The sequence below is a fragment of the Nocardioides daejeonensis genome (assembly GCF_003194585.1).
Lineage (GTDB): Bacteria > Actinomycetota > Actinomycetes > Propionibacteriales > Nocardioidaceae > Nocardioides > Nocardioides daejeonensis.
Genome location: NZ_QHKZ01000006.1, coordinates 93,658 through 118,477, shown reverse-complemented (window position 1 = coordinate 118,477; position 24,820 = coordinate 93,658). Strand labels below are relative to the sequence as shown.

Sequence of the window (24,820 nt, the reverse complement as noted above, 5' to 3'; positions counted from 1 at the left end):
AGCGGCGGGATCCGTGTTTCACCGGAGACCTTGTCGAGGTCGTCGGACGGGCGCGCAGTTCTGTCGGAGCCTGCGGGTAGCGTCCTGGCCGGGAGGTGACCTCATGACCGGGACGGCGTTGCGCATCCAGCTGTTCTTGATCTCCTACAGTCCGCTCGCACTGATCTTCGCGATCCGCGCGATCCCGCCGGGCAACGACGAGCAGCTGCGCAGTTGGTTCGTCCCGGTTGGATTCGCCGTTCTCGGAGGCCTCGGACTCGCCCTGGCGATACGCCTACTCCGAGGCGGCCGTCGAGTTTCTCCGGTGGAGCTCAGGGTCGCCGGGATACAGGACGAGGGCGCCCAGGCCGCCGGCTACTTGGCTACCTACCTGTTCCCGTTCATTGTCTTCGGCGAAGCATCGTGGCGCGTGTGGGTCGCCTACTGCGTCTACTTCCTGGTGCTCGCCCTCGTGACGATGAGGTCAAACTTGATCCTGGTCAATCCCACCCTGTACCTGCTGAGAAGGCGTGTCGTGCGTATCGACTTCGACACGAGGCGTGGCACCGGAACTACCGACCGGCAGTCGGCGATCCTGATCTGCAGGCAACTCCCGAGAGTCGGGGATACTGTCAGCGTCGTGCGGCTCGCTGACGGCTACTTGGAAAGGTCACCATGACAAACGGACTCCCGCTCAGCGTCGGCGACCTCGGCACCGATCCCCGACTGCTCGTCGGCTGGCGCACTCGATCGAAGCTCGATGGACGCCGACTGGATGTGCATGAGGACACTCATGAGGCTCTGCGAGAAATCGCGGATGCATGCCTCGATCACATCCACGCCGACGACACGGAGATCCGCGACTATCAGTCCTTCTCGACCCTCGAGTCGGACCAGGTGTTCCGCGTCGATTCGGACGATTCGTCGACGGTTGACCTTGAGTCCGCGTCCCTGGTTCAGCTGGTGCAGGAGTCCAACCAGCAAGAACTGTTGAACGCTAGCGAACTGGCCGAGCATCATTACGCCTTCTACGCGATCGTATGGGGAAGCGCCGACGGCGATCAGATCGGTTTCGTCCGCAAGCGCAACGCTCGAGCCACCCTGGAAAAGGGGCAGCGGTTCTTCCGCTACGAAGAGACGCTCAAGTCCGCCGCCCGGCCCGACTTCGTCCTCGACACCGATGTCGATCTCGTAGTCCACGGTTCCAAGCTCTACATGCTCAACGAGAACAGTGCTCGCACTCTGCTCAACGACGTCGGCCTGGCGAGCGCAGGGATCACCGACAACCTCACGGCCATGAAGGACATTCTCGGCGGCTCGTCGAGTCTCACCCCGGGCGCCAGCGCAGCCTTCATCGCCGTAGCAAGACGCAAGATCAATGTCGCCCGGCGACTGGCGAAGATCCCGGCCTTCTTTGATGGGGTCACCATCGACGCCGCGAAGTTGCGGCTCGCTGCGGAAGCGCGGTTCAGCGATCCCGACACGATCCTCGACTCTGCGGGTGTCATTTGCGTCTCTGAGGAGGGGGTCGAGGCGGCCCTCGACCTGATCGAGGGCCGGCTGTACATGGACGACGTCAGCGGCGAAGAACGCCGTGCAGACCGGCTCTCTCGCCGCAGCAAGTAGCCGTGTAAGTAGGCGCTCCGGTGCTGAGCGCGGCTCAAAGTATCGGTCATGCGCCTCGCGGTCCGCAATAGTCCGCAAGAGGTCCGGCGGAGACCGATTCTCGCCGACGGCGTTCAACGGTCCGGAGAACACGTTTTCGCAGTTCAGACCGTGTTTTCCGGCATTGACAAGCGATGGCCAACGACCACCGATACCCTGCGTGATCGTTCCGCTTCAACGTGTGAGCAAGGCTGGCCCTCGCTTACCTCCACGGCGTGGCAGTCGATGCGAGTGCCGAAGTGCCCGCCGATCTGGACGTGATCGACCTACTGGCCGGCGCCTGGGTCGTCTTTCGTACGTCGGGACCCCACCCGGCCGCGCTCCAGGACGCGTTCGCTGCCTCCGCGACCGAGTGGTTTCCGTCCAACCCGTGGCTGCTGCGCCCCGGGCCGTCGATCGTGGCGATTCTCGACCGCGCACCGGACTTCAGCACAGCCACCTGTGAGCTGTGGTTCCCGATCGAGCGGGCAACCCTCAGCCCCGGAGCGCGGTGATCGCCTTCTCGATGCGACGCTGCCTGGTCTCGGGCTTCTTCGCGCTCTCGATCGCGCGCACATGCTCGCGTTTGCGGCTGTCGGTGAGGGCGTCGTACGCCGCGCGAGCAGGTGGATTCTCATCGAGGGCGGCAGTGAAGTCGTCAGCGCGTGCTCCGCCGTACCCACACCACGGTAGGGGAGCGAGGGGGTCAGTCGCGTGGCGGCGGTTTGCGGTTCTGCTTGATCTCGGAGCGCTCCCGCTTCGCGGCCAGGCGTCGGCGCTGCGAGCCGCGGGTGGGTCGGGTCGGGCGGCGAATGGTGACGGGCGCGAGCGAGTCGCGCAGCAGCGCGGCAAGCCGCTCCCTGGCCGCGGCGCGGTTCCGACGTTGGGAGCGGTGCTCCGCGGCGGCGACGCTGAGGACGGTTCCAGACAGTCGGGTCGCCAGTCGTTGCAGCGCGAGCGCGCGTTGAGCCTCGGTCAGGGCTGACGTCGTACCGACGTCGAGGCTCAACTGCACGCGGGAGTCCGTGGTGTTGACGCCCTGACCGCCCGGCCCGGACGCGTGCGAAAACTGCTCGACCAACTCGCCAGCGGGCACCGTCAGTCCGTGGGGCGCCCCCGGGCCGGGCGGGATGAGCAGGTCGTTCACGCCCGTCAGTCTGCCGCAGAAGCACGGCGCCACCCCAGCGATCGTCGTAGCCAAGAAGGGTGGCGAGCCAGCAGGTCGCGACGGCGTGATGAGACCGACATCCCCGAATCACTTAGGTTCGGCTAACCTACCTCCATGATCGTCTGCCAGTGCCGCGTCGTCACCGACCGTGACGTCGATGCTGCCTTGGCAGATGGCGCGCGGTCGGTGGGAGCGGTGTGTCGCTCGACCGGAGCCGCCCAGGACTGCGGGAGCTGCATCTTCTCGGTCAAGACGCTGGTGCAACAGCATCACCGGCAGGAGTGCCTGCACCTCCAGGCCGACGGCGCCGCTAGCTGACGCTTCGCGCATTGATCGGGTTCTGAGTCTGTCCTCACCACAGGGGTGGTGTGCCAGCATCGGTAACAGGGTTTCCCATCGCCGGAGGTGCGTCCATGCAGCCAGTCGATCCTCGCGTCGTTGACCTCCTCAACGAGGCGCTCACGTTCGAGCTCACCGTCACCAACACCTACTTCCTGCATGCGCGCATGCTCGACAACTGGGGTCTGCCGAAGCTCGGCAAGGTCTTCTATGACCTCTCCATCGACGAGATGCGGGACGCCGACGACCTGATCAACCGGATCCTGATGTTCGACGGGCACCCCAACGTGCAGCGGCTCGGTGCCATCCAGGTCGGCGAGACCGCTGAGGAGATGCTCGACCTCGCGTTGGCGAGCGAGCGCGCCGCTGTCGCCCAGTTCAACGCCGCGGCTCAGGAGTGTCACGACCTCGGCGACCACGGCACAGCGGCCGTCTTCGAAGAGATGGTCCGCGACGAGGAGAAGCACGCGGACTGGTTCGAGAGCCAGCTCGACGCGATCAGCCGGGTCGGCGCGTCGCAGTACCTCGCCCAGCACATCGCCGCTGGCGAGGGGCCGGAGTAGCCAGCGGCTTCGGCGCCCTGGTCGACGCGCCGTCGGGAGGACCCACTAGCGTGTCGCCTTCACGCTCGGGCCCAGGAGCCGAGCACGTCGAGGGAGCGCAGTAGCAATCACGGACAGCACGTCGCCCGCACCCATCAGGATCGCCATCGTCGGCCACGGCAACCTCGGTCGCGGCGTCGAGCTCGCCGTCTCGGCCTGCCCCGACATGACTACGGTCGGCGTCTTCACGCGTCGCGACCCGGCGAGCGTCCAGCCGGCCGTCGCCGGGACCGAGGTGTTCGCGATCGCGGACCTCCTCGACCGCGCCGACAGCGTCGACGTGGCGATCCTCTGCGGGGGGTCCAAGAGCGATCTTCCCCAGCAGGGCCCGGAGCTGGCGAGCCACTTCAACACCGTTGACAGCTTCGACACGCACGCCGAGATCCCGGCCTACTTCGCCGCGGTCGACGAGGCGGCACGGACCGGTCGCCGGACTGCCTTGATCTCGACCGGTTGGGATCCCGGCCTCTTCTCGATCAACCGGCTCTTCGGAGAGGCGATCCTCCCGCGAGGGGAGACCTACACCTTCTGGGGATCCGGGCTCAGCCAGGGCCACTCCGACGCCGTACGTCGGATCCCCGGCGTGGCGGCCGCAGTGCAGTACACGCACCCCTCGCCGAAGGCGATCGAGCAGGTCCGCAGCGGTGTGCTGCCCGAGCTGAGCACCCGGGAGAAGCACACTCGCGAGTGTTTCGTCGTCCTCGCGGAGGGCGCGGACCCGGCGGTCGTGCGCGAGGCGATCACGGGCATGCCGCACTACTTCGAGCCGTTCGAGACCACGGTGCACTTCGTCTCCGCGGAGGAGCTGGCACGCGACCACTCCACCATGCCGCACGGCGGCTTCGTGGTGCGCAGCGGCGCCACCGGGCCGGACCACACGCAACTGATCGAGTACCGCCTCGAGCTGGCAAGCAACCCGGAGTTCACCGCCAGCGTGCTTGTCGCCTACGCGCGCGCGACGCACCGGCTGTACCAGCAGCAGCGGTACGGCGCCGTCACGCCGTTCGACGTCGCTCCTGGCCTGCTGTCGCCGAAGTCGCCAGCCGAGCTGCGCACCGCGCTGCTCTGACTCTCTGGCACCCCGCTCAGCGGCGGAGGCGCTCCGACTCCAGCATGACCGTCCACGGCCGGACCTCGAGGTTGAAGAGCCCCTCGACGACCGATCGGTCTGCCTCCGCGTGGTCGGTCGCCAGCTCGAGCGCGTCGGGCTCGGGGATGCGGAGCAGAGTCATCCCCTCGGCCGGGCGGTCGGAGAAGGGGCCCGCCGCGACCAGCCAGCCGCGCTCGTGCATCGCGCGGAGGAAGGCGCGGTGGTGCGCGAAGCGGGGATCCCCGAAGATCGGTCCGCTCACCGTCGGACCGGGCGTGTGGGTGAGGACCACCCAGGTCGCGGAGTCGTCGGTCATGGTGCCTCCCGGTGATCGGCCGGCCGGAACCGGCGTCGATTGACAAACACTGTCCTCCACCACGACCCTGCGGACAACGTTCCCGGGCTGGAGGAGTGGGATGGCAGCGTCCTGGAGTGCGCGGTTCGGCAGGGTGGTGATCGCGACGGCAGCCGTTGCCGGTCACCTGGCCTTGACCGTCCCGGCGCAGGCGGTAGCCCCTACGCGCGCCGAGGAGGACGCGGTGTCGGCTCCCGCGAGCCCGGAGGCGGCGTTGGCGGAGCGGTTCGCGCCGGTGATGAGCCTCGTCGAACAGAGGGAGAGCTGCGGACCGGGGGAGCCCTACCTGCCGAGCGATGTCGACGTCATGTTCGACAACCCGACGGTGGCGCTGCGCGGCCCGTGGACCGACCACGACCTCGTCAAGGTCGCACCGAGCGTCGAGGACGTGGCGCAGGGACTGCCGGGCTACGCGCTCGACCTCCCGGGCGACCCGCTCGCGCCCGGCTGCAGCTATGAGAAGTGGGCGAACGAGCAGTGGGGCGAGGACGCCACCCCCACGATCTACGCGCGGGTCGCCTTCCAGGAAGGTCACGAGGGCAAGCTCGCCCTGCAGTACTTCTTCTTCTATCCGTTCAACGACTACAACAACAAGCACGAGACCGACTGGGAGCGGATCCAGCTCGAGTTCGAGGCCAGCTCCGCCGAGGAGGCGCTCGACCTCCTTCCGGTCCGGGCCGTCTACTCCCAGCACTACGGGGCGGAGTACGCCGACTGGGGCGAGGAGCCGGAGGGCAAGCTGGAGATCCACGCCGACACCCACCCGGTCGTCTACGTCTCCGCCGGGTCGCACGCCAACCAGTTCGCCAGTGGCCTCTACATGGGCAACAACGCCGAGCTCGGCTTCGGCTGTGACAGCACGGCGGGCGACCAGGTGGCGATCGAGCCGCTGGTCAAGACGATCCCCACCGACGAGGCGGCTGCCGCCGAGCAGTTCCCCTGGACGCAGTACCGCGGTCACTGGGGTGAGGTCGGTCCGCGACGCTTCTACGAGGGCCCGACCGGCCCCAACCGCAAGCAGGCTTGGAACCGTCCGTTCAGCTGGTCGGCGAAGGCACGCGAGAGCAGCTTCAAGGTGCCCGGGTCGGGGAGCATCAGCTCCGGTGTCACCGAGACCTACTGCTCAGCGGTCGGCACGGGCAGCGATCTCTTCCGCCGCTACGTCTCCTCGCCCGGTTCGGTGCTCGTCTTCCTCGGCGTCGCGCTGCTCGGCATGCGCTGGCTGCTGCGCCGTACGGCGTGGGAGACCGACGTGCTCCCGCTACGGCGCCGGCGTTCGGCGGGCCAGGTGGCTGCGGCGTCGTGGGCGATGTTCCGCCGTCACGCTCCGCTGTTCGTCCAGATCTCGGGCCCGATGCTGGGCATCACCCTGGTCGCCATCGCTGCCCGCTCGCTCGGCTTCGTCTCCGGGGTGCGTTGGTGGTGGCAGGCGCTGCTGATGGCGGCCGCGCTGGCCGCGTTGCTCGCTGCCGCAGCCGCCACCGTCCATGCGATCGGCGCACTCGCGCAGGGACGGCCGGTGACCGCGCGCACGGCGTACGCCGCGTCGTGGCGGAAGGCGGTGGCTGCCGCGGGGCCGATGGTGGTGGCCGGGGCGGTCATCGTCTTCTGCCTCGGCTCACTCGTGCTGACACCCATCGCCCTGGCCTTGCTCGCCGGCTGGACACTGCTGCTCCCGCTCATGGTGCTGGAGGAGACCCGCGGCTTCCCGGCCTGGTGGCGCAGCCTCGCCCTGGCACGGCGTGCGTGGCGGACGGTCCTCCCCGTCACGGTGTTGGGCCTGCTGCTGCTCACCACCACCGGCCTGCTGATCGCTGCCCTGCTCTTCCTGGTCTATCCGGCTCCGTTCGTCATCCTCAATGCGGTGCCGCCGGTCGTGGTGGCGCTGCTGTGGCCGCTCGTGATGATCGCCTCCACCTACTGCCTCGCCACGGCCCAGGCGACGGACGAGCCGGCTGCGTCGACCGGCGTCCCGTCCTAGGCGGCCGCAGATCAGCGGCCGCGGTTGCGGGGGTGTTGGCGCGCCACGCGCTCGTTGCCATGCTTGTAGTTGCCGGTCCAGCGCGCCATCGTGCCTTGAGGGTCGTCCTCGACCTCGGCCAGGAACTCGGCGGCCCGGCCGCCGCGCAGCACGCCGGCCGCCCGGCCCTGGTGGGTGATCACCACGCTCCCGTCGCCGCGCACCCGATAGCTGAACCCGCTCGCTTCGCCCATCAGGGCAGCATCCCTGGGACGGCGAGTCGAGGCAACCGGATTCCGCTGCCGTGACCGCGTGGTTACCGTCCCTCCAGGTCCCGTGTCATCGCTTCGGCCATCTGCCGCTCGCGCGAGGTGCCTGCGGACAACCCGTCGATCACCGACCGCCGGTCCTCCAGGGTGCGGTTCTGGCTGCGCTTGGCCCGCGCCGAGATCTGCTCGACCACCAGGTCGATGCCGACGATCGCCTTCACCATCTGGTCGACGAACGAGTCGGGTGCGTCACCGACCGCCCACGGGTCGGGTCGGGCTGCCTCCTGCAGGTCGGTGAGCTCGGAGACGGCAGCCCGCAACCGCTCCGGATCGCGATACACCTCGACCCGCCCGCGGAAGTGGATCGCCGAGTAGTTCCAGGTCGGCACCTCGCGGCCGTGGAGCTGCTTGCCGGCGTACCAACGGGGGGTGACGTAGGCCTCGGGGCCGGTGACCACGGCGAGGGCGGGGGAGCCGTCCGTGAGGTCGCGCCACTGCGGGTTGGCCACCGCGAGATGGAAGAGCAGCCGATCGTCACGCCAGACCATCGGCAGCCGCGACGCCACCGGGAACCCGTCGGCCCCGACGGTCACCAGCTCCGCAGAGCCGACCTCCAGCACGGTACGCCGGAGCTCGTCGTCGGCCATCACGTTGTAGGGCGGGGTCCACATAGCCTCCAGTGTGCGTCACCCACGGGAGGCGGAGCCGGTCAGCGGGTGTGCGTGCCCACATTGATCACGCGCCCGCTGCTGTCGCGGTAGAAGAAGCGGGTCACGCCCCACGGCTCCTCGCTCAGCGGGTGCACGACTTCGCAGCCAGCGATGACCGCCTCGGCCAGCGCCTTCTCCACGGAGTCGCGGGAGTCGAGGAAGACCGAGACGTCGGGATTGACCGGTGCCGTGGCATCGCGGGTCATCAGGCTGAGCTGCCGACCCTCCTGGTCGGCGAGAGTGACGATCCAACCATGGTCCATCACCACGTCGAGACCCAGCACGGCTTGGTGCTCCGCAACCGCCGCCGGGAGGTCGGTGACGGTCAGGATGGGCATGATCCGTTCCACAGACACGCTCCCAGCACAGCACACGTACCCTGAGCGCACCATGAACGACTCCCTCCACGCCGCATGCTGACCCCCGAGGCACGTGCCTTGGTCACCCGCTACGAGCGGGATGGCCGCGTCGTCCTTCGCCGCTCCTGGAAGGTGGGCGTCGTGGCGCTGGCGTTCACCGTCGCCTTCGTGGCCTTGTTCGTCGACCTGATCGGCAGCAGCGATCCGCGCCCCGGCTATCTCGGCGTGGTCATCTTCAGTCCGTTGCTGGTCATGGGGTTGGTGCTCGGCGTACGTCAGCTGCTGCCGGGCGGCTCCGTGGTTGTCGATGCGGAGGGCATCCACCTGTCCGACCGGGATGTCGCCTGGTCGGCGGTGCGCGATCTCTCGGTGCAGACGACCTCGGGCTGGCGCGGCTACCGCTATGTGCGCATCGAGCTCGAGGACGAGTCGTCGGCGGACCTGCCGCTGATGCTGACCCCGGGCGCGCACGACCAGTGGTTCGCGCTCTCGCATCTGCGAGAGTCGCACCCGGGCTGAGAGGTGGGTCGTCGCCGCGGCTCACTAGGGAGGGGTGCACGGCGACGACCCGGTGGTGGGCCGAGGCAGACTCTGCCGCTCGGGACCCCCGGCCCACCGGATCATGGGGTCAGGACCGGACGGTCACCGCGCGAGCCACCACACGCCGAGCATGATCGCCGCGCCCACCGCGATGGCGATCCACAGCCACCAGGACAGCGCGCTCTTGCGGGGTACGTCCTCATCCTTGTGTGCGCTCATCGGTCCTCATCTCCTCGGGTCCTGACCAGGTCAGGGGTTGGAGCGCTACCGGCATCTCGTCCCCTTCCCGACGCTGGGCGTCGTTCGGGTGCACCCGGCCAGTACCCAGGTGCGCGCCCGCGATGCGTCGGGGAGCGTCGTGCCCGCGTCAGGTGGCCGTGTGCGGCCACTCGGTGATGATTCGCCCGTCGAGGGCGGTCTCCATGGAGGCGGTCTCCTCGTAGGTGTTGGTCACCCAGATCTTGACGATCGGCACGCCCTCGCTGCTGGAGATCCCGACGTCGATCCAGCTGACTTTCGCGTCCTCGACGTTGAGAGTGGTCTTGGCCCGCTCGATGTTGTCCATCAGCGTGTCGACGTCGAGGTCGTGCAGGTCGAAGAGGTCGAGGTCGCGCTCCCCGTTCTCGGCCTCGTCGAAGAGCTCGAGGCCTCGCTTGCCGTTCTCGAGACGCCACTCCTCGATCCGGGGCCGGGAGCGGCCCAGCGGACGCTCGGCGGTCAGGTAGGTGGGCCAGAACGAGAAGGAGCGCACGTACGGCGACTCGAACGCCTTCTCCCAGTGCGCGAAGACCGCCTTGATGGCGTCGGCCTCGATCCGCCACACCCCGAGACCCTTGACCGGTGAGTAGGTGCCGTCTGCCCAGGCACGACTGCTCAGCTCGTCCTTCACCCGGCTCCACGGCACGGTCATCGTGGCGGCGTGCTCGATCGCCTTGTCCTCCTCCCGCTGCACCTCGCTGGAGAACGGGGTGTGGTCGGCGTCGTCGTTGCCGGCCAGCACGATCGGGACCACGACGACGGCTGCCACGGCGAGACTGACGGCCACCAGCGCGGCGGTCCTGACGCCCTTCGCCACCGGTGTCGCAGCAGCCGCGGAGGCGGGCCGCACCGTGCGCTCCGCCAGCTCCGGCAGGTCGGGGGCCAGCGGCTTCGCGCCCTGCAGGTCACGGATCAGCCGTTCCAGCTCGCTGATGTGCACCGCCGACAACGCCGCCGTGTTGCGGCGCTCGAACTCCTCCGCATCGATCTGACCGTCGACGAACGCCTGCTGCAGGGTCTCGACGACCTGGTTGCGGTCTTTGTCGCGTGCCCGCACCGCCATGCCGTCGCCTCCCGCGCTCGCCGTGCAACTCCCAAGAAAATGCCCCCGAACTCTAACGGTGCGACCCGCTAGCGTGGTCGCCGTGTCCTCGATGCCTGTGCGCCTTCCCGTGACCGAGCCGATCCGCACCGAGCGGCTGGTGCTGCGGCCCTTCCGTCGCGACGACGTCGACGCGATGCTCGCCTACCAGTCCCTTCCCGAGGTGGCGCGCTACCTGCTGGTCGGGCCATGGACCCGCGACGACGCGGTCAAGCAGGTCGAGAAGCGCCTGGGAAGCACCAGTCTCGGGGGCCCCGAGGACGTCCTCGCTCTGGCCGTCGAGTTCGAGGGAACCCTGATCGGAGACATCGGCGCGTGGCCCACTGACCGGGAGGCGTGGCAGGGGGAGCTGGGGTGGGTCTTCCACCCGGAGTACGCCGGCCGCGGCTTCGCGACCGAGGCGGTGGAGAAGGTCCTCGAGATCGTCTTCGGCTTCGGATGGCACCGTGCCGTCGCCCAGATGGACCCGCGCAACACCTCGTCGGCACGACTGGCCCGCCGCCTGGGCATGACGCTCGAGGGTGCGCACCGGAGCAGCTGGTGGAGCAAGGGGGAGTGGACCGACAACTGGGTCTTCGCCCTGCTCGCCGACGAGTGGAAGGCTCGCCGCGAGGACCCGCGGCGAGCGCCGGAACCCGCGGGACGCCGTACGCCGCCGGGGAAGCTGGACGGCGACCGCGCCGGCCTCGAAGGGTGGCTGGAGCTCTACCGGCAGACGTTGCCACGCAAGGTCGCCGGACTGTCCGCCGACCAGCTCTGCTGCCCGGCGATCGAGCCGTCTTCCCTCACCTTGGCCGGCCTGGTCCGTCATCTGACGATGGTGGAGCAGGCCTGGTTCGCCAACACCGTCGCAGCCCGGGAGGAGCCGTTGCTCTACAAGGAGACCGGTCCCGACGGGGACTTCGACGCGGTCTCGCCGGAGACCGTCTGGGGCGAGCTGGAGCGCTACGAGCAGGAGCTGGTGCGGGCCCGCGGGTTCGCCGCAGAGGTGAGCGACCTCGACGTCCCGCTCCCCGGGCTGCGGCACGGCAAGCAGGTCAACCTGCGCTGGGTCTACCTCCACATGATCGAGGAGTACGCCCGCCACCTCGGTCACGCCGACCTGCTGCGGGAGCGTCTCGACGGTGTCACCGGCTACTGACCGCCTTCCTTCCCCGCCCCTCCCGCTGTCACGCGGGCCCTGCGCCGTGGCCTCGTAGCGTGACCCACACCTGAGTGGGTCGTTGGCCCCACAGAGGTCGGTCACGAAGGCGTGATCGCGGCGAGGGAGCGTTATGCGAGGCACACGACGGCTGGCGGGGATCGCCACCACGGCGGCGATGGTGACCGCCCTACTGACCTTCGGCCCGGCTGGGCAGACAGTGTCCACGGCTGCGCCGGCCACGGCATCGGCCGCCGCCTCCGGGCCGGCTGCGTCTGCACCTGCGGCGAAGAAGGTGTCGACGAAGAAGACCAAGAAGAAGCGCAAGATCCGCGAGTACGTCGCGCTCGGCGACTCCTGGTCGGCCGACACCATGTTCATCGACGTCAACGGGCTGCCCGACAAGACCTACGCCCCGATCGACTGCTTCCAGTCCCCGGTCAACTATCCGAAGCTGCTCGCCAAAGAGCTGAAGGTGAAGCGATTCCGGGACGCAACCTGCGGCTCGGCGACGACCGTCCACTTCACGAAGTCCCAGAAGCTGCCCTTGGGCGGCACCAACCCGCCCCAGTTCGACCGCCTCACCAAGCGCACCGATCTGGTGACGATGGGCATCGGCGGCAACGACGCCGGCATCGCGGCAGCGGCCTTCGACTGCCTCTCGGTGCTCCCGTTCAACCTTCCCGGGATCGAGGCGCTGCCGACCCTCCCGGACCTGCCGATCCCCCTGCTCGGGCAGAAGCTTCCGCTCGGCTCCTGCAAGCCCTACTTCACCAAGGGCGGTGTCGATCAGCTGAAGGTCGCGATCGACCAGTCGCTGCCCAAGCTGGTCAAGGCGGTCCGGCAGGTGCGCAAGCGCTCGCCCCACGCTCGCGTCATCCTGGTCAACTACCTCAACGCGGTCCCGAAGAAGGGCTGCTGGCCGCTGGTACCGATCACCGACACCGACATGGCCTACCTGCACAAGTCCTTCCTGCGCCTCAACAAGATGCTCGACAAGGCCGCACGCAAGACCAAGGCGGAGGTTGCCGACACCTTCACGCCGACGATCGGCCACGACGTCTGCGCCTCGCCTACGGTCCGCTACGCCGAGGCCCTGGGCGTCACCATCAACGACCTCGGCGTGGTCGTGCCGGCGCACCCCAACGCGGCCGGTGCCCGCGCGCAGTTCCGGGCGGTCCTCAAGCAGGTACGCACCGAGCGTCGGTGACTCGGAGCCACTTCGTAGGCTTCCTCCATGTCTTCTGAGCCGCAGTTGTCCACCGAGTTCGACCGCGACACGTCTGTCTCCGAGGTGTCGCGCACCGAGGACGAGGCGGTCTTCGCCGCCGACCTGGCTCCCGGTTGGCAGGTCGGCGGCGGCCTCAACGGGGGATACCTGCTGGCGACGATCGGCCGGGCACTGCAGCAGACCGTGCCGAAGCACCCTCACCCCTACTCGATCAGCGCCTATTACGTCGGCCCGGGGGTAGCGGGCGAGGCGACGATCAGCACGCGGGTGGTCCGGCTGGGCGGATCGTCGGTGACCCTCGCCGCCGAGCTGGCGCAACAGGGGCAGCGCAAGATCACCGCCCTGGCGACGTACGGCGACCACGACACGATGCCCAGCGAGGTGCGGACGACGGCGCAGCCTCCGGAGATGGCGCCGCTCGAGCAGTGCTTCCCGACGAGCGCGGCACCGGAGGAACTGCGCAGGATCGCGCCGTTGATGGAACGCATGGACCTGCGCCTCGACCCGGCGTACGCCGGCTGGGCAGTGGGCGCGCCCAGCGGGGAGGGGATCATCCAAGGATGGTTCCGGCTACCCGAGGGCCGCGAGTCCGACGTGCTCTCCCTGCTGCTGGCGGTCGACGCACTGCCACCGGTCACCTTCGACCTGGGGCGACCGGGCTGGGCCCCGACCGTTGAGCTCACCGCACATGTGCGTGGCCTGCCTGCGCCGGGTTGGCTGCGAGTCCGGCACGCCACGCGCAACGTTGCTGGCGGCATGTTCGAGGAGGACTGCGAGGTCTGGGACTCCACGGACCGACTCGTGGCGCAGGCCCGCCAGCTCGCCCGCCTCCCGCGCGGCTGACGTCGTCGGAGAGCGTCCGCGAACCGGGTCAGCGGGCACTCTCGGTGACGAGCGTCGTGGAGGGCTCCGGCACGACGGGCAGATCGTCTGCGGCCTGCTTGCTGCGGGCTCTCCCGCCGCTCACCGTCGGGGATGGAATCTGACTCCGCCGTTGGGTAGTCGCTCGGCCCGGTAGGTGGGGTCGTGGGCGCGGTGATGATGGTGGCTGCAGAGCAGGCCGGCGTTGTCGAGGTCGGTAGGGCCGCCTGCTGCCCAGGAGAGCCAGTGGTGGGCCTCGCACCAGGTGCCGGGGATGTCGCAGCCTTCGGCAACGCAGGTGTGGTCGCGTAGCTGCAACGCGCGGCGCTGGGCGCGGGTGAAGAGGCGCTGTGCGCGGCCGAGGTCGAGCACCTCGGAGGCTCCGCCGAGGACGGCGGGGATGATCTGGGCGGTGCAGGCCAGCCGGCGGGCCTCGGCCGCGGTGATCTGGTCGGTCGGGTGCCCGGAGAGATGGGCGCCGATGGTGGCGGTGCCGAGTTGCTGACGTAGCTGGTCGAGGCCGATGGTCACCACCAGGGTGGTGGCGTCGCCGCCGTGGACCGGCATCTGGTGGGGGTCGGAGTGTTCGAGGAACGCGCAGAAGGCCCAACCGAGGCGTCGAGGGTAGGGCTGCTTGCGCAGGGGGTCGTCGGGCCGGATGGGTTCCTTGCGGGGGTTGGTGAAGGCTTCGAGGTAGGCGGCGAGGCGAGCGGCTGCAGCGTCGGGGATCCGCGCGGACAGGCGCGTAGTGCCGTCGCCCTCGGCCCGGAGCGCGAGGCGGGTCTTCTCCCAGGCGTCGCGTTCTTCAGCGGCCAGGCGACGGGCTTCTTCCTCATCGGCGATCTCGGGGGCGATGACGTGCAGGATCTTGCGGCCGAGCTTGGCCAGTTGGCGGGGCCCGAAGCGGGTGGCTTGGTCGACCAGGTGGCGCTCCGCCATCTCCGTCACTTCGTTGCCGAGTCGCGCGGGGATGGCCTCGAGCGCCCGGGCGATCACCTGGGCCTGAGCGCGGTTGACGTTGCCTTCGCGCATCCCGGCCGCCAGGAAGGGCCAGCGTCGGTCGAGCCCTTCGGCCAGACGGCCGTCGACGCGCAGGTCGTCGGGGTGCTGGTGGGTGTGGTGACTCATCCACGAGGCGATGTCACGCGCGCCGGAGGAAGCCGCGAGGTCCCCCGCGGCCGCCATCACCCGCAACAGCAGCTCGTCGAGCTGCGCACGGGCCGAGGAGAGCTCGTGGAGCACTTCCGCCTTCTCTTCGGTGGTGAGGAAGGTGGGGTTGGCGTCGGACACGCCCTTCAACGTCGCCCTGAGCTCGCCCGCGGCGGTACCGATCGGATGCATCATCGTCGTCATCGCCTACCACCTCCTCACGCTGTGAGATCAACCTGAAAGACCAGCGTAGGAAGGAGCTCCGACACAACGAAGCACTACTGACGCGCCTGTGGAGAAAGCAGAGAATCCTCAGTCCACACAGGCGAAACCGGGCCACCGGTGGCCCGGTGTCGAAGGCATGCAGGGGCGCCGATCGGCGGGGGAGTCGGCTACCTCCGCTTGAGCCGAAGCTTCACCGCGCGCAGAGTGACCTGCGCGCCGTTGGGCCGCTTGACGGTGCCGGTCATCCGCAGCTTGACCTCGCCTGTCTTGGCGGCAGCGGCCCAGGAGCGGGGCACCTTGAAGGAGAGCAGCGCGGAGCGCCCGGCGGCTATCCGCGCGTGCTGCACGACGGTGCGACCGCCGGGACCGGCGAGCGACACGGTCGCGACACAGCGCTCGCCCACGGGCAGGTGGCAGGCCAGGCTCCAGGAGGCCTTCCGGTTGCTAGGGAGCGCCGACGCCGCGGGCCAGCAACACCACCGACGTCGTACCTGCGCGGCGGTCCTCGGAGATGCGTTGGTACTCCTCGGAGTACGCCCAGCTCTCGAAGGCATCCCGGTTCGGAAACTCCATCATCACGAGCTTCTGGTGGTCCCAGTCGCCCTCGACGACCTCGGGCGCATCGTCGGCGGCCAGGAGGGTGCCCGAGTACTTAGCGAAGACCGCGAAGAACCCCTCCAGGTATCGCTGGTACGCCGCGGGGTCGGTAATCGTGAGTTGGGCGATCGCATACACAGGCACGGCCTGCTCCTCGTTGCAGAGACAGCCGGCTCGGCGCTGCTCGGGCGTCCGAGCCGGACGTGAATGAAGTTCCCGACCGTAGAGTGTGCGCCCATGCTCCGCAAGCAGCGCGCTAGACAGCCTGACTGCTGTCGGGAGCAGTCGTGGTGCAGGCAATGGCGAGCCAGCCGAGTGGCCAGCGGCCCCTCACCCGGGGGGTGGCGAGAGGCCGCTGGTGGCCGAGAGGATCGGGCCTACTTGACCGCGCGGGAGGCGACCTTCGGTGCGGGAAGCTCACGCACGACGGTCGGCAGGAGCGGGTCGCCGTACTTGATCTCGTAGACCGGAGAGTTTCCGGAGCCGCCGGTGTTGAGCACGGTCCGGCCACCGACCTTCACGACGAGGTTCCACTCCAGCTTCGCCTGGTCACATCTGTCGTAGACGACCACCGAGATCCGATAGGAGCCCTTGGGCGCCTTGCCGCTGGGCCAGGTGACGTTCTCCTGAGGGGCGGTGCGACGCTCGGAGCAGCCCGCGTTGGCGTCCGTGTCGAGGTAGCCGCCGGTCGCCGAGTTGCGGTCGGCGTACCAGATCTCCTCCCCGGAAGGCTCGAAGACGTGGAGGTCGAGGTCCGCCTCGCTGCGCCACGACAAGGTGGCCAGCACGTCGCCTTCGCCGATCACCACCTCGCACCCCTTCGGGTAGTACTGCGGCTCGCTCCAGTTGTAGGTGAAGTCGAGCAGCGACGGTGTCTCCAGCTTGTATTCGAACGGTCCGGCCCAGGCCCGCAGCCCGAAGGTGGCGTTCAGCCGCGACGTGGTCTCTACGACCGCGCAAGGGCCGGCCGTCGGGTCGGCGAAGACCGCACGCCCCGAGAGCTTGAAGAAGTCGACGTCGCCGTGCAGCCCGAGCACGGCGCCGAAGGAGGTGCCGGTGGTGTTGTCGGCCCCGCCTAGGCCGACGGAGAACCAACCGCCCAGCCGTACCGATGCCTCGCCCTCGAAGGAGACCTTCGGGATGTTGTTGTGGTCCTGGTGGACCGGCCCTTGCTCGTAGCTGTTGTTCAACCCCACGGACCCCTTCGCCCACGCGCCGGAGGTGAAGGAGCCGCCGATGTTCTCCACCTTCACCTTGCCGTTGACCGAGACGTCGACGCTCGGGTGGAACGACAGCGCGAGCGGGACGCCGGCGGGGAAGAACGTCTTCTCCCACGGGCCGATCACGTAGCCGCAGGAGAGTCCGCCGCTGAGCTCGAGATCCATCGCCAGCGAGATCGTGTGGGTCGACCGGACCTCGAACTGCAGGGTGTGCGGCACGCCCCAGGTGGAGTCGATGTGGTGGCGCACGTACCCGCCGGGTGTGAAGTTCGGGCCGTGCACCGTGACGTTGACGCCGGCCTGCCCCTGGCACTCGGTCTTCACAGGCTGCCCCGTGGCGCGCGCCCGCTCGGCGAGCATCCGGCGGGCCACGCTCGGGCTCTTCACGATCGGGAGCGTCTCGGTCGGTCCGGCGAGGGACAGGTCGAGGTCGAGGTAGCTGAAGAGATCCGGCAGCCCGCCCTGCTCGAGTCGGACCCGGCGCCCGTCCACGGAGATCTCGGCGACCCGACCCAGGAACCCGTCGGGAAGCGCCGTGGAGGGCGGGAGCGAGAAGCCCGCGCCCAGCAGCGGCGTCGGTCGCCCCGGTGCCAACCGCACCCACACCTGCCCGCCTGCGATCTCCGGTACGTCGCGCTCCCCCGGAGCGACGCGCACCGCGGTCGGTGCGACGGCGTACGGCACCTTCTCGATGGCGGGCGCGCCCGCCAGTTCCGGCACGCCGACGACCTGCTGTGAGCTCAGCCGCCAGGTCTTCCCACTCTTCAGCAGCAGGGCATAGGTGTACGTCGTTCCAGCCTGGACGCTGCGATCGATCGTCCGGGGGCCACTCGTGGCGACCGTCGTGCCGGCGCCGGGCTGCGTTGCCGCCGTCTCGCCGACGGTCCGCACCACAGCGAAGCCGGTGGAGGCGGGGACCAGCCAGCGCAGCTCGACCTCCGTGGGTGTGACGCGCGCTGCCTCCACCATGGTCGTGACCTTGACCTCGCGCAGTGTCACGGTGACCTTCGGCGCCCGGTACTTCTTGCCCTTCTTGGCCTTCGGCACCTTGAAGGTGGCGGGCTTCGCGGAGGCGGCATAGCGGACGCCGCCGTGCACGACCCCGGCGGCCTTGACCCGGTAGCGCCCGGGCTTGAGCACGGCCTTCCACTGCTTGCTGCGTCCGGAGGAGCCCTTGACGAGCACGCGTTTCTGCGGTCCCGTCACCACGACGTTGGCGGGTACGCCGCTGGGCGTGGTCACCTTGACGACGGCATAGGGCCGCACCTTCTTCTTCGCCGCGGCCATCGTCTCCGGCGGAGGAGCATGTCCGCCGGCAGGCAGTGCCGGCAGGCCGAAGGAGAGGGCGAGAATCAGGGAGAGCAGGGCAGTCAGCCGGCTCATGTGCATGGGGATCCCCCGGGCGTGAGTGTCGATGGTGCCTGCGCCACCGTAGGAGAGCAGCGGCGTCGTCCGACGGTTTCTTGCACAGTGCGGCGGTCATCCGCCGGATGCGGGTGCTGTGACGTGGCCCGCCGTGACCTAGCGGGCGTTGCGCCGTTGTCCCCGGCACGGGGCAGTGGGGACGGAGGTGCTTTGCTGTCGCCGTTCTCAGCCGCCACTCTCGAGGAGTTCGTACGTCGTGTTGTCCCGTGCCCTGCCCCGTGTCGCCGCAGCATCGCTGCTCGCTCTGTCGCTCGCTGCCTGTTCCGGCGACGACGACAAGGATGCGAAGAGCCCCGAGCAGAAGGCATGGGAGGCACAGGTCGATCCCGACTTCGTGGTGGGCACGCGTGAGAAGCCGGAGAGTGTCGGCGGCTGCAAGACGGCACTCCAGATCACCTTCCCTTCCGAGAAGGAGACCGAGGCGACCGAGGCGATCTACCCGGCTGCCGTCCTCAAGGACGGCACGCTGACGCTCTGGGTCAGCGACCAGGAGCTCGACCTCGACAAGCTGCCGGCGTCGCCGCGCAAGGACGAGTCGGCCACCTTTGCGACGATCACCGTCGCCGCGAAGGGCACCGGAAAGAAGGCCGAGCAGCCCGCGCAGGGCGACCGGATCCAGCTCGGCAAGAAGAAGTCGCCCTTCTCCGTCGAGGTCCGGGTCGCCAAGGGCGCTGAGGAGACGACGGGCGAGGACGCCTCGGGCCAGATCGCCCTGGTCGAGCTCGGTGAGAAGTCCGGACAGGGCGTGTGCGCTCGGATCCGCTACTCCGACAGCGAGATCGCCGCCGTAGGCACGGTCTTCGCGGCCCTCGTCACCGACGAGAGCTGATCCTCAACGCTGCCGCGGGGCCGGGATCCAGCCCGGCTCCGCGATCGGCGTCGGGTCGGGTGCGACATCGTCGGTGTCGTGCAACGCCGAGCCGTGCTCCTGCCACCACGACGCGCGCTGGCTGATGACCGGATCGGTGTGCTCGGTCAGCCGCTGTGCCTCGTGCGGGGCGTTCATGCCCAGGGCGAAGAGGGCCGACTGCCGGAGCGCGTCATGGGGGTCGGTTTCGGCGACCGTCATCACCTGACGTGCCTCGTGCGCTTCCAGGGGGTTGCGCGCGAGGCCGAGTCCGACGAGCGCGTGCATGCGTGTGGTGGGCAGCTGGGTCGACGCGGCCGCCAGCTCGATGGCCTGACCGCGCTTGCTGCCGAGGCCGACGCGTTGCACGAGCGACATCAGCCGGCCCGCGACGAACTCCGGAGAGGAGCCGACCAGGTCCAGACAGCGATCAGCCAGCGCGTCGGCATAGGGACTGGCGGCGAGCAGGGTCGCTGCCTGGGCGCGCCGATCACGGTGCGCGTGGAAGAGCGCATCCTGGGTGAGGCTCATCAGCATCCGGTCGGTGTCTGCGATGACTGCGCCGGCCGTCGCCTCCTGGACGGGTGTCGTGACGGCCCGGGTCGTGTTGCGAGCCGTCTCGGCGGTGACCAGCAGGCCGGTGGCCCGCGCGCGCTCCACGCGCTCGACCTGGGCTGGGTCGCGCAGGGTACGGAGCAACCGGCGCAGGGAGGCGTCGGGAAGGGTGATCGCCAGGTCGACGGCATGCAGGCCGCGGCCGTTCTTCCAGGGCCCGCGGAGGCCGAGGGCGGCCACCTGCTCCAGTTGTGGGTGTGCGTCGGCGCCGTAGTGGCCGCGCGCCAGCTTGCCGGGCACGATGCCAGCAGCGGTACGCCGGAGCATCGGGCTGTCGTGCTCGATCAGCCGGAGCAGCAGACCGCCGGCAGACGGGTCGTCGACATCGCGGAAGAGGTGGAGCGCCGGGTCCACCACCTGAGCCCACGGGTGCGTGACCACTTCGCCGATGGCACGGAAGAGGTGGCGGCGAGCGGCAGCGTGGCCGAGGAGTACCTGGCTCGCCTCCTGACGGCGTACCCAGGCAGCGCCGACGGAGCGGGTCAGCTCGTTGAGGAGCGTCGTGGAGAGTCGCTGCCACGTGCTGGGGGAGAGGTAGATGCGCTCGTAGCACCCCAGCTCGGTGGCCAGACGGAGCCAGTCGGCACCGGTGGCGGTGCCTGACTCGGCGCGGCCGAAGAGAGCGTCGAGGTCCGACTGGCTGAGCAGCGCACGCTGGTCGGCGGTGGTCGCCGGGGGCTGCTTGGCGCCCGGAGCGCGACAGACCGCCATGGCGACGGCGGCGAGGGTTCCGGCCGGCAGCCCCAGCGCCTCCTCGTACGCCGTCACGACTCTCGGCGGGAGCGCGCGGGTCCCGGACTCCCACCGGCTGATCCTGCTGTTGTCGACGGTGAGCCCACGCTCGCGCAGCGCCTGAGCGAAGGACTCCTGGTGGGCCAGCTCGGGATGCCGGCCCAGGATCCGGTTGGTGGCCAGCAACCACGCCACCCGCTGCTCGGTGGCTACCTGTCGTCCGACGGCTGGTGATCGGTCCTCGGGTAGGCGCTGTGGTCGACCCCTCCGCCGTCTGGGCGGAGCGTCGTTGAACTGCTCGCTCGGCACGATATTTCCCCCTTGTCGCGATGCGACGAGTACGACGATAGGGCGATTTGTTGTTCCTAGGCACTGACGCGGTTCTAGTTTTCGACACTGGACTGGACCAGTACGGATTGGTGCGTAACTTGAGGCGCGCGCGGCCGTTGTCGACCGTCGTTTCAGGTCGAGAACACGCCTGCTGAGCGGGCGAACGGCTCGAGAAGCGGTTGTCCGGTCGGTCAGAGTTCGATGTCCGGTCGGACATATTTTCTTGCAGCCCCTTGCATAGTTCGACAACTAACCGCCGCGCCCTGCGGCTGGATCCGTAGTTTCCGCATCACTGGCAAGACCTGTGCCCGAGCACAGGCCGGTTGGTGACCTGTCTGACTCCCTCTTGACAGGTCGCTTGCTCCGAGGGGGACGTCTCCACGGGGGATCAGTGAAGATCGGAAGGATCAAGTCATGACAAACAGCGGCATCAAGCGGGGGTTGGCCGTAGCGGCTACTTCCGCGCTTGCCCTTGTCGGTCTGCCTTTCCTGGCAGGCACGGCAACGGCAGCTCAGTCCGTCGGTGGTCAGTTGGCCAACGACATCGTGCTCTACACGCCCCTCCCGGCTGGGGCGTCGACGAAGAACGACGGTGCGGACACCAAGGTGTCGGTCGTCGCGGGCGTCTCCACCACGATCGGTGGCACCACCGTCAACTCGGTGCGCCTGAAGATCGACGACGTCGCAGTGGACGAGAAGGCTCCCACCAACGGCGTGGCGCGCTTCCTTCTTGATCTCCCCAACGCGGCCTCCACGAAGTTCGAGGTCGAGGCGCTCGACAACTTCGGCAACGTGCTGGACACCGCCGTCAACAACGCCGTGGTGAGCAGCGGTCGCGAGGCCGTGCACTTCGACAACGCGGACTTCTCGTCCGTCGGTCAGTACAACGGCTTCGCCGTGGTCCGCGGCACCAGCAGCACCAACACGGTCCAGGTCCACTCCTTGGGCCCGGTCGCCCCCGGCCCGATCGTCAACGCTGCGGTGGGTGCGCCCAACGCGGGCATCTACAACTGGGTCGCCCCGGTCAACGTGAGCAACGAGCTCACCACGCCCGGCGAGGACGTCTCGGTCCTGCGAGCCAGCGCCAACGCTCAGAGCAACGACGTCGCGGTGGTGAAGGTCTACGACCAGGCGATCACCAACGTGACTGCCGAGCTCGCCCCGGGCAGCAGCCTGAACGTGCCCTTCGGCAACGGCGTCGCCGACGACACCGACTGGGTCATCAAGGTGACCGACCAGAACGGCAAGCCGATCTACGGTGCCGAGGTCCGTGAGGCCGACGCCAGCGGCGCCTACACGCCGGGCGGCAACGGTACGCCCAACGTCGTCAACACCGACGTCGACGGCAACGCCACGGTGACCCTCAACGAGGGCACGATGGACAACGGCAGCGACCGGGACCCGGCCGCCAACTCGCAGAAGACGTACTACCGCGTCGAGGTCAACGGGATCCCCGGCTACCAGAGCGGTGTCGACTGGCTTCTCGAGATCCAGCAGACCAACTACGCGGCCACCGCGAAGACGGTCACCATCGACAACAAGCTGGCCAACGTCAACTCCGACGGCACGGCGATGGACGACGACGAGAACTCGACGTTGACCTTCACCGTCAAGGACCAGAACGGCAACCCGGCTGTCGGCGAGGTCGTCCGCTACAAGGTCGACCGTGGCGCTGGCCACGGCGCCGCGGCGACGTACGTGAACTCCGCGCCGACCAACGCACAGGGCAAGGTCTCCGTTCCGCTCCCCGCCGACGACCCGCTGCACACCACGGGCGACGAGCTGCACGACATCAAGATCGACGCCTACGTCAACGTCGACGGCAACCCGAACCCGTCGGGCGGCGACGCCATCGCTGACACCTTCAACATCAAGGTGGGCGAGTCCGAGGTCGTCTGGGACAACGGCACGCGTCACCAGGTGCTGGCCAACGGCAGCACGACCGAGAGCGGTACGCTGAAGCTCCGGGGTAGCAACGTGGTCCTGCCGGGCCGCACCGTCGCGATGGACGGCTACACCGGCAACGGCGCGCCGGGCAACTCGGGCATCGCCCCGACGGTCGACCAGCCCGCCACGCCCGGCGTGGTGACCGGCGACAGCGACGCCTCCGACGGCCACACCGAGGCCGAGGCCAAGACCGGCCCCGACGGCAAGCTCTCCATCAAGCTCGTGGACCCGGCTGCTCCGGTCGGCCAGGAGACGGACGCCGAGCTCGAGCCGGCCAACATCAATGGCCCGAACGGTCTCTTCGTCGAGAACCGCATCACGCTGACCGTTGACTGGCTGCGCAGCCTGACCCCGGCCACCGTGGTGATGCGCAACGCCAATAACGACAACGCGGACTCGCTGGCCGGGGGCTTCGGCGGCAACGACGACCTGCAGCCCGGCAAGCTGGGTGTGGGCTACGTCGAGGCGCGCAACGCCGACGGCGTGCTGCTCTCCGACGCGACCATCCCGGTCAAGATCACCGAGGGCAACTTCGTTGACGTGTCGAACCCGATCGACAGCCTGTTCGACCCGGCGCCCGTGGTCGGCAACAACCTGGGCGAGTGGAGCAACATCGGCAAGACGATCAACTACGTCACCGGTGATGACTTCCAGGGTGCCTCCGACTCGCCGGCCTCGTTCGGCGACGACGACGTCATCTTCGCGGTCAACATCGAGCGCAACCAGGGCTTCGATGACGACGGTCTGGTCGACGACAAGGTGATCGCCGGTACCGGCACCGCCTCCTTCGAGCACGACTTCAAGTGGAACACCATCCAGGCCATCGGTGGTCTCCCGCTGAACAACGGCTCGTTCTCGGTGGCGCTCTCGGCGAACCAGGAGTCGCCGGTGCTGCCGAAGGCTCGCGCCGGTGCCTACGGCCACGGCGTCACCTACGACGTGGTCACCACCGACCAGTTCGGCAACCGCACCCAGCAGTCCTTCTCGGTGCTGGACAACACCCCGGTGGCGCACAGCACCAACGCCGGTGTCAGCCAGTTCACGCTGGACGCCCCGGCCATCACCGCCTGGGCTGACAGCGCGACCAACCAGTCGCTCGAGGTCGAGCTGGTCAACCAGACCAAGTCCAAGATCAAGGACATCCCGACCAACAGCACGCTGAGCATCCTCGCGTCCATTGCGTCCATGGAGCTGGTGACTCCGGACGACATCCAGACCACCACGGCGCCGATCAACTGGTACAACCTCGACCTGGCCAACTCGACCTTCACCCTGGGTCAGGCCGGCGCCGAGACCATCCCGGTCGGTAGCACGGTGAACGAGATCGCCAAGGCGGTCGACCAGGAGGGTGCCCCGATCGCGGGCATCGGCGTCACGTTCACCCGCTCGGGCCCGTCCGACGAGGACTCCGACGGCAACGTCTTCGGCACCACCGGTGCCGCGGGCAACGCGGTCTACACCTTCGCCGGCGGCAAGGCTGGTACCGCCACCACGACCGCCTCGTTCTTCGACGGCAACAACCTGATCGCTCAGGTCGAGGACAAGGTCGAGTTCAAGGGCGGCACCGGCGGTGGCCAGGTTGCCATCAACGCCAAGATCGAGGCGAAGAACAACGGCGCCAAGAAGGACAAGCTGAAGGTCAACGCCGGCGACGTCAAGGCCAAGGGCGCCACGGTCAAGCTCTACCGGACCACGCCGTCCGGTGACGTCCTGATCGGCACCAAGACCCTCAACAAGAACGGCAAGCGCTCCTTCAAGGTTGTGGACCGTAACGGCAAGAAGGTGACCCGCTACTACGCGGTCGTCTCCGCCACGGACCTCACCAAGGGCGACCGCACGCCGGTCAAGAAGGTCAAGTAACACCTGCTCCACCTGGTCGGGTGCCCCGGGTGATCCGCTGATCACCCGGGGGCCCGCCCCGGAGGGACTGTTCCGAGAGCGTCCCGCGGAGAGCGACCAGGAGTAGCTGGACGCGGGAAAGAACCGGAACTCCAAGAACCGGTCCGGGTCATTTCAGCCAGCCGCTGGGCGGAAATGGCCCGGACCGCCTTCCGAATCTTCTTTTAGAAAATCTCAAAACAAGCGAGTGAAACATCTAGACCAGTAGCGGCATCGTCTAGACCAC

The 24,820-nt window shown here is 68.7% G+C and carries 24 protein-coding genes and 1 pseudogene; 13 read left to right on the top strand and 12 right to left on the bottom strand.

All coding sequences use genetic code 11. From position 1 onward, the window contains the following. Positions 1–103: 103 nt before the first annotated feature. From DNK54_RS16030 to DNK54_RS16020, 3 genes are all read left to right on the top strand, one after another. Positions 104–658: a hypothetical protein gene (locus DNK54_RS16030; RefSeq protein ID WP_110208010.1), complete on the top strand. Its 555-nt coding sequence runs from the start codon at positions 104–106 to the stop codon at positions 656–658. After that, positions 655–1,605 carry a hypothetical protein gene (locus tag DNK54_RS16025; RefSeq protein ID WP_110208009.1) on the top strand — a complete coding sequence of 317 codons (951 nt, stop codon included), beginning with the start codon at positions 655–657 and terminating at the stop codon, positions 1,603–1,605. Before DNK54_RS16030 ends, DNK54_RS16025 begins: the two co-directional genes overlap by 4 nt. 230 nt (positions 1,606–1,835) lie before the next feature. Continuing rightward, on the top strand, positions 1,836–2,138 hold the full coding sequence (locus DNK54_RS16020) for a GyrI-like domain-containing protein (protein ID WP_275426275.1): 303 nt from the start codon (positions 1,836–1,838) through the stop codon (positions 2,136–2,138). Here the strand turns inward: DNK54_RS16020 and DNK54_RS21560 are convergent. Then, positions 2,119–2,223: pseudogene (locus tag DNK54_RS21560) on the bottom strand (YdeI/OmpD-associated family protein); the annotation flags it as partial. The gene DNK54_RS16020 and the pseudogene DNK54_RS21560 sit on opposite strands and share 20 nt — an antisense overlap. A gap of 106 nt (positions 2,224–2,329) precedes the next feature. Next, positions 2,330–2,770: an alternative ribosome rescue aminoacyl-tRNA hydrolase ArfB gene (gene arfB, locus DNK54_RS16010; protein ID WP_110208175.1), complete on the bottom strand. Its 441-nt coding sequence runs from the start codon at positions 2,768–2,770 to the stop codon at positions 2,330–2,332. A gap of 135 nt (positions 2,771–2,905) precedes the next feature. Here arfB and DNK54_RS16005 point away from each other — a divergent pair, with 135 nt between their 5' ends. From DNK54_RS16005 to DNK54_RS15995, 3 genes are all read left to right on the top strand, one after another. Further along, positions 2,906–3,109 (top strand): (2Fe-2S)-binding protein, encoded by a 204-nt coding sequence (locus DNK54_RS16005; RefSeq protein ID WP_110208008.1) that lies wholly within the window; start codon positions 2,906–2,908, stop codon positions 3,107–3,109. 95 nt (positions 3,110–3,204) lie between these two features. Beyond that, a complete protein-coding gene (bfr, locus tag DNK54_RS16000; RefSeq protein WP_110208007.1) occupies positions 3,205–3,693 on the top strand; it encodes a bacterioferritin in 489 nt (162 codons plus the stop codon). A gap of 106 nt (positions 3,694–3,799) precedes the next feature. Continuing rightward, positions 3,800–4,801, top strand: coding sequence for a diaminopimelate dehydrogenase (locus DNK54_RS15995; RefSeq protein WP_110208006.1), 1,002 nt, complete (start codon positions 3,800–3,802; stop codon positions 4,799–4,801). A 16-nt stretch (positions 4,802–4,817) separates the two neighbouring features. Here DNK54_RS15995 and DNK54_RS15990 read toward each other — a convergent pair whose 3' ends face one another. After that, positions 4,818–5,138 carry a YciI family protein gene (locus DNK54_RS15990; protein WP_110208005.1) on the bottom strand — a complete coding sequence of 107 codons (321 nt, stop codon included), beginning with the start codon at positions 5,136–5,138 and terminating at the stop codon, positions 4,818–4,820. Positions 5,139–5,238: 100 nt separating this feature from the next. Between DNK54_RS15990 and DNK54_RS15985 the strand changes: the two genes are divergently transcribed. After that, positions 5,239–7,158: a hypothetical protein gene (locus tag DNK54_RS15985; protein WP_110208004.1), complete on the top strand. Its 1,920-nt coding sequence runs from the start codon at positions 5,239–5,241 to the stop codon at positions 7,156–7,158. Positions 7,159–7,169: 11 nt separating this feature from the next. On the opposite strand, the gene DNK54_RS15980 is transcribed toward DNK54_RS15985, so the two are convergent. From DNK54_RS15980 to DNK54_RS15970, 3 genes are all read right to left on the bottom strand, one after another. Further along, entirely contained in the window at positions 7,170–7,391 is a 222-nt protein-coding gene (locus DNK54_RS15980) for a hypothetical protein (RefSeq protein WP_110208003.1), read from the bottom strand. Between the two features lie 62 nt (positions 7,392–7,453). Further along, positions 7,454–8,077: an FMN-binding negative transcriptional regulator gene (locus DNK54_RS15975; protein ID WP_110208002.1), complete on the bottom strand. Its 624-nt coding sequence runs from the start codon at positions 8,075–8,077 to the stop codon at positions 7,454–7,456. A gap of 38 nt (positions 8,078–8,115) precedes the next feature. Beyond that, positions 8,116–8,454, bottom strand: coding sequence for a VOC family protein (locus DNK54_RS15970; protein ID WP_239460142.1), 339 nt, complete (start codon positions 8,452–8,454; stop codon positions 8,116–8,118). Between the two features lie 75 nt (positions 8,455–8,529). Between DNK54_RS15970 and DNK54_RS15965 the strand changes: the two genes are divergently transcribed. Next, complete coding sequence (locus tag DNK54_RS15965) at positions 8,530–8,994, top strand: hypothetical protein (protein ID WP_110208000.1); 465 nt, start codon at positions 8,530–8,532, stop codon at positions 8,992–8,994. Between the two features lie 388 nt (positions 8,995–9,382). Here the strand turns inward: DNK54_RS15965 and DNK54_RS15960 are convergent, their stop codons facing one another. Next, positions 9,383–10,336: a DUF1707 SHOCT-like domain-containing protein gene (locus DNK54_RS15960; RefSeq protein WP_110207999.1), complete on the bottom strand. Its 954-nt coding sequence runs from the start codon at positions 10,334–10,336 to the stop codon at positions 9,383–9,385. A gap of 91 nt (positions 10,337–10,427) precedes the next feature. On the opposite strand from DNK54_RS15960, the gene DNK54_RS21325 reads away from it, so the two are divergent. The 3 genes from DNK54_RS21325 to DNK54_RS15945 all read left to right on the top strand — a co-directional run bounded on the left by DNK54_RS21325 (position 10,428) and on the right by DNK54_RS15945 (position 13,590). Then, entirely contained in the window at positions 10,428–11,516 is a 1,089-nt protein-coding gene (locus DNK54_RS21325) for a GNAT family N-acetyltransferase (protein ID WP_239460149.1), read from the top strand. 133 nt (positions 11,517–11,649) lie between these two features. After that, positions 11,650–12,726, top strand: coding sequence for an SGNH/GDSL hydrolase family protein (locus DNK54_RS15950; RefSeq protein ID WP_110207998.1), 1,077 nt, complete (start codon positions 11,650–11,652; stop codon positions 12,724–12,726). A gap of 27 nt (positions 12,727–12,753) precedes the next feature. Beyond that, entirely contained in the window at positions 12,754–13,590 is an 837-nt protein-coding gene (locus DNK54_RS15945) for a thioesterase family protein (protein ID WP_110207997.1), read from the top strand. 120 nt (positions 13,591–13,710) lie between these two features. Here DNK54_RS15945 and DNK54_RS15940 read toward each other — a convergent pair whose 3' ends face one another. The 4 genes from DNK54_RS15940 to DNK54_RS15925 all read right to left on the bottom strand — a co-directional run bounded on the left by DNK54_RS15940 (position 13,711) and on the right by DNK54_RS15925 (position 18,182). Beyond that, positions 13,711–14,961, bottom strand: a complete 1,251-nt coding sequence (locus DNK54_RS15940; protein WP_110207996.1) for an HNH endonuclease signature motif containing protein — start codon at positions 14,959–14,961, stop codon at positions 13,711–13,713. Between the two features lie 188 nt (positions 14,962–15,149). Continuing rightward, positions 15,150–15,362 (bottom strand): hypothetical protein, encoded by a 213-nt coding sequence (locus DNK54_RS15935; protein WP_162602501.1) that lies wholly within the window; start codon positions 15,360–15,362, stop codon positions 15,150–15,152. A 64-nt stretch (positions 15,363–15,426) separates the two neighbouring features. Beyond that, positions 15,427–15,723 (bottom strand): DUF1330 domain-containing protein, encoded by a 297-nt coding sequence (locus tag DNK54_RS15930; protein WP_110207994.1) that lies wholly within the window; start codon positions 15,721–15,723, stop codon positions 15,427–15,429. Positions 15,724–15,956: 233 nt separating this feature from the next. Then, the gene (locus DNK54_RS15925; RefSeq protein ID WP_162602500.1) at positions 15,957–18,182 is read right to left on the bottom strand and encodes a hypothetical protein; all 2,226 of its coding nucleotides are present in this window, start codon (positions 18,180–18,182) and stop codon (positions 15,957–15,959) included. A 238-nt stretch (positions 18,183–18,420) separates the two neighbouring features. Between DNK54_RS15925 and DNK54_RS15920 the strand changes: the two genes are divergently transcribed. Next, positions 18,421–19,053 (top strand): hypothetical protein, encoded by a 633-nt coding sequence (locus DNK54_RS15920; protein ID WP_110207992.1) that lies wholly within the window; start codon positions 18,421–18,423, stop codon positions 19,051–19,053. Positions 19,054–19,056: 3 nt separating this feature from the next. Here DNK54_RS15920 and DNK54_RS15915 read toward each other — a convergent pair whose 3' ends face one another. Further along, entirely contained in the window at positions 19,057–20,613 is a 1,557-nt protein-coding gene (locus tag DNK54_RS15915) for a helix-turn-helix domain-containing protein (RefSeq protein WP_110207991.1), read from the bottom strand. A 549-nt stretch (positions 20,614–21,162) separates the two neighbouring features. Between DNK54_RS15915 and DNK54_RS15910 the strand changes: the two genes are divergently transcribed. After that, positions 21,163–24,555 carry an Ig-like domain-containing protein gene (locus DNK54_RS15910; RefSeq protein ID WP_162602499.1) on the top strand — a complete coding sequence of 1,131 codons (3,393 nt, stop codon included), beginning with the start codon at positions 21,163–21,165 and terminating at the stop codon, positions 24,553–24,555. Positions 24,556–24,820 lie beyond the last annotated feature (265 nt).

Bases quoted from the DNA above. Each gene is read 5' to 3' on its own strand.
- DNK54_RS15985 (WP_110208004.1), top strand. From the start codon at position 5,239: ATGGCAGCGTCCTGGAGTGCGCGGTTCGGCAGGGTGGTGATCGCGACG.
- DNK54_RS15950 (WP_110207998.1), top strand. From the start codon at position 11,650: ATGCGAGGCACACGACGGCTGGCGGGGATCGCCACCACGGCGGCGATG.
- DNK54_RS15990 (WP_110208005.1), bottom strand. From the start codon at position 5,138: ATGACCGACGACTCCGCGACCTGGGTGGTCCTCACCCACACGCCCGGT.
- DNK54_RS15925 (WP_162602500.1), bottom strand. From the start codon at position 18,182: ATGAGCCGGCTGACTGCCCTGCTCTCCCTGATTCTCGCCCTCTCCTTC.
- DNK54_RS21325 (WP_239460149.1), top strand. From the start codon at position 10,428: ATGCCTGTGCGCCTTCCCGTGACCGAGCCGATCCGCACCGAGCGGCTG.
- DNK54_RS15945 (WP_110207997.1), top strand. From the start codon at position 12,754: ATGTCTTCTGAGCCGCAGTTGTCCACCGAGTTCGACCGCGACACGTCT.
- DNK54_RS15960 (WP_110207999.1), bottom strand. From the start codon at position 10,336: ATGGCGGTGCGGGCACGCGACAAAGACCGCAACCAGGTCGTCGAGACC.
- DNK54_RS15970 (WP_239460142.1), bottom strand. From the start codon at position 8,454: ATGCCCATCCTGACCGTCACCGACCTCCCGGCGGCGGTTGCGGAGCAC.
- DNK54_RS15910 (WP_162602499.1), top strand. From the start codon at position 21,163: ATGACAAACAGCGGCATCAAGCGGGGGTTGGCCGTAGCGGCTACTTCC.
- DNK54_RS15980 (WP_110208003.1), bottom strand. From the start codon at position 7,391: ATGGGCGAAGCGAGCGGGTTCAGCTATCGGGTGCGCGGCGACGGGAGC.
- DNK54_RS16025 (WP_110208009.1), top strand. From the start codon at position 655: ATGACAAACGGACTCCCGCTCAGCGTCGGCGACCTCGGCACCGATCCC.
- DNK54_RS15965 (WP_110208000.1), top strand. From the start codon at position 8,530: ATGCTGACCCCCGAGGCACGTGCCTTGGTCACCCGCTACGAGCGGGAT.
- DNK54_RS15940 (WP_110207996.1), bottom strand. From the start codon at position 14,961: ATGACGACGATGATGCATCCGATCGGTACCGCCGCGGGCGAGCTCAGG.
- DNK54_RS16030 (WP_110208010.1), top strand. From the start codon at position 104: ATGACCGGGACGGCGTTGCGCATCCAGCTGTTCTTGATCTCCTACAGT.
- DNK54_RS16005 (WP_110208008.1), top strand. From the start codon at position 2,906: ATGATCGTCTGCCAGTGCCGCGTCGTCACCGACCGTGACGTCGATGCT.
- bfr (WP_110208007.1), top strand. From the start codon at position 3,205: ATGCAGCCAGTCGATCCTCGCGTCGTTGACCTCCTCAACGAGGCGCTC.
- DNK54_RS15975 (WP_110208002.1), bottom strand. From the start codon at position 8,077: ATGTGGACCCCGCCCTACAACGTGATGGCCGACGACGAGCTCCGGCGT.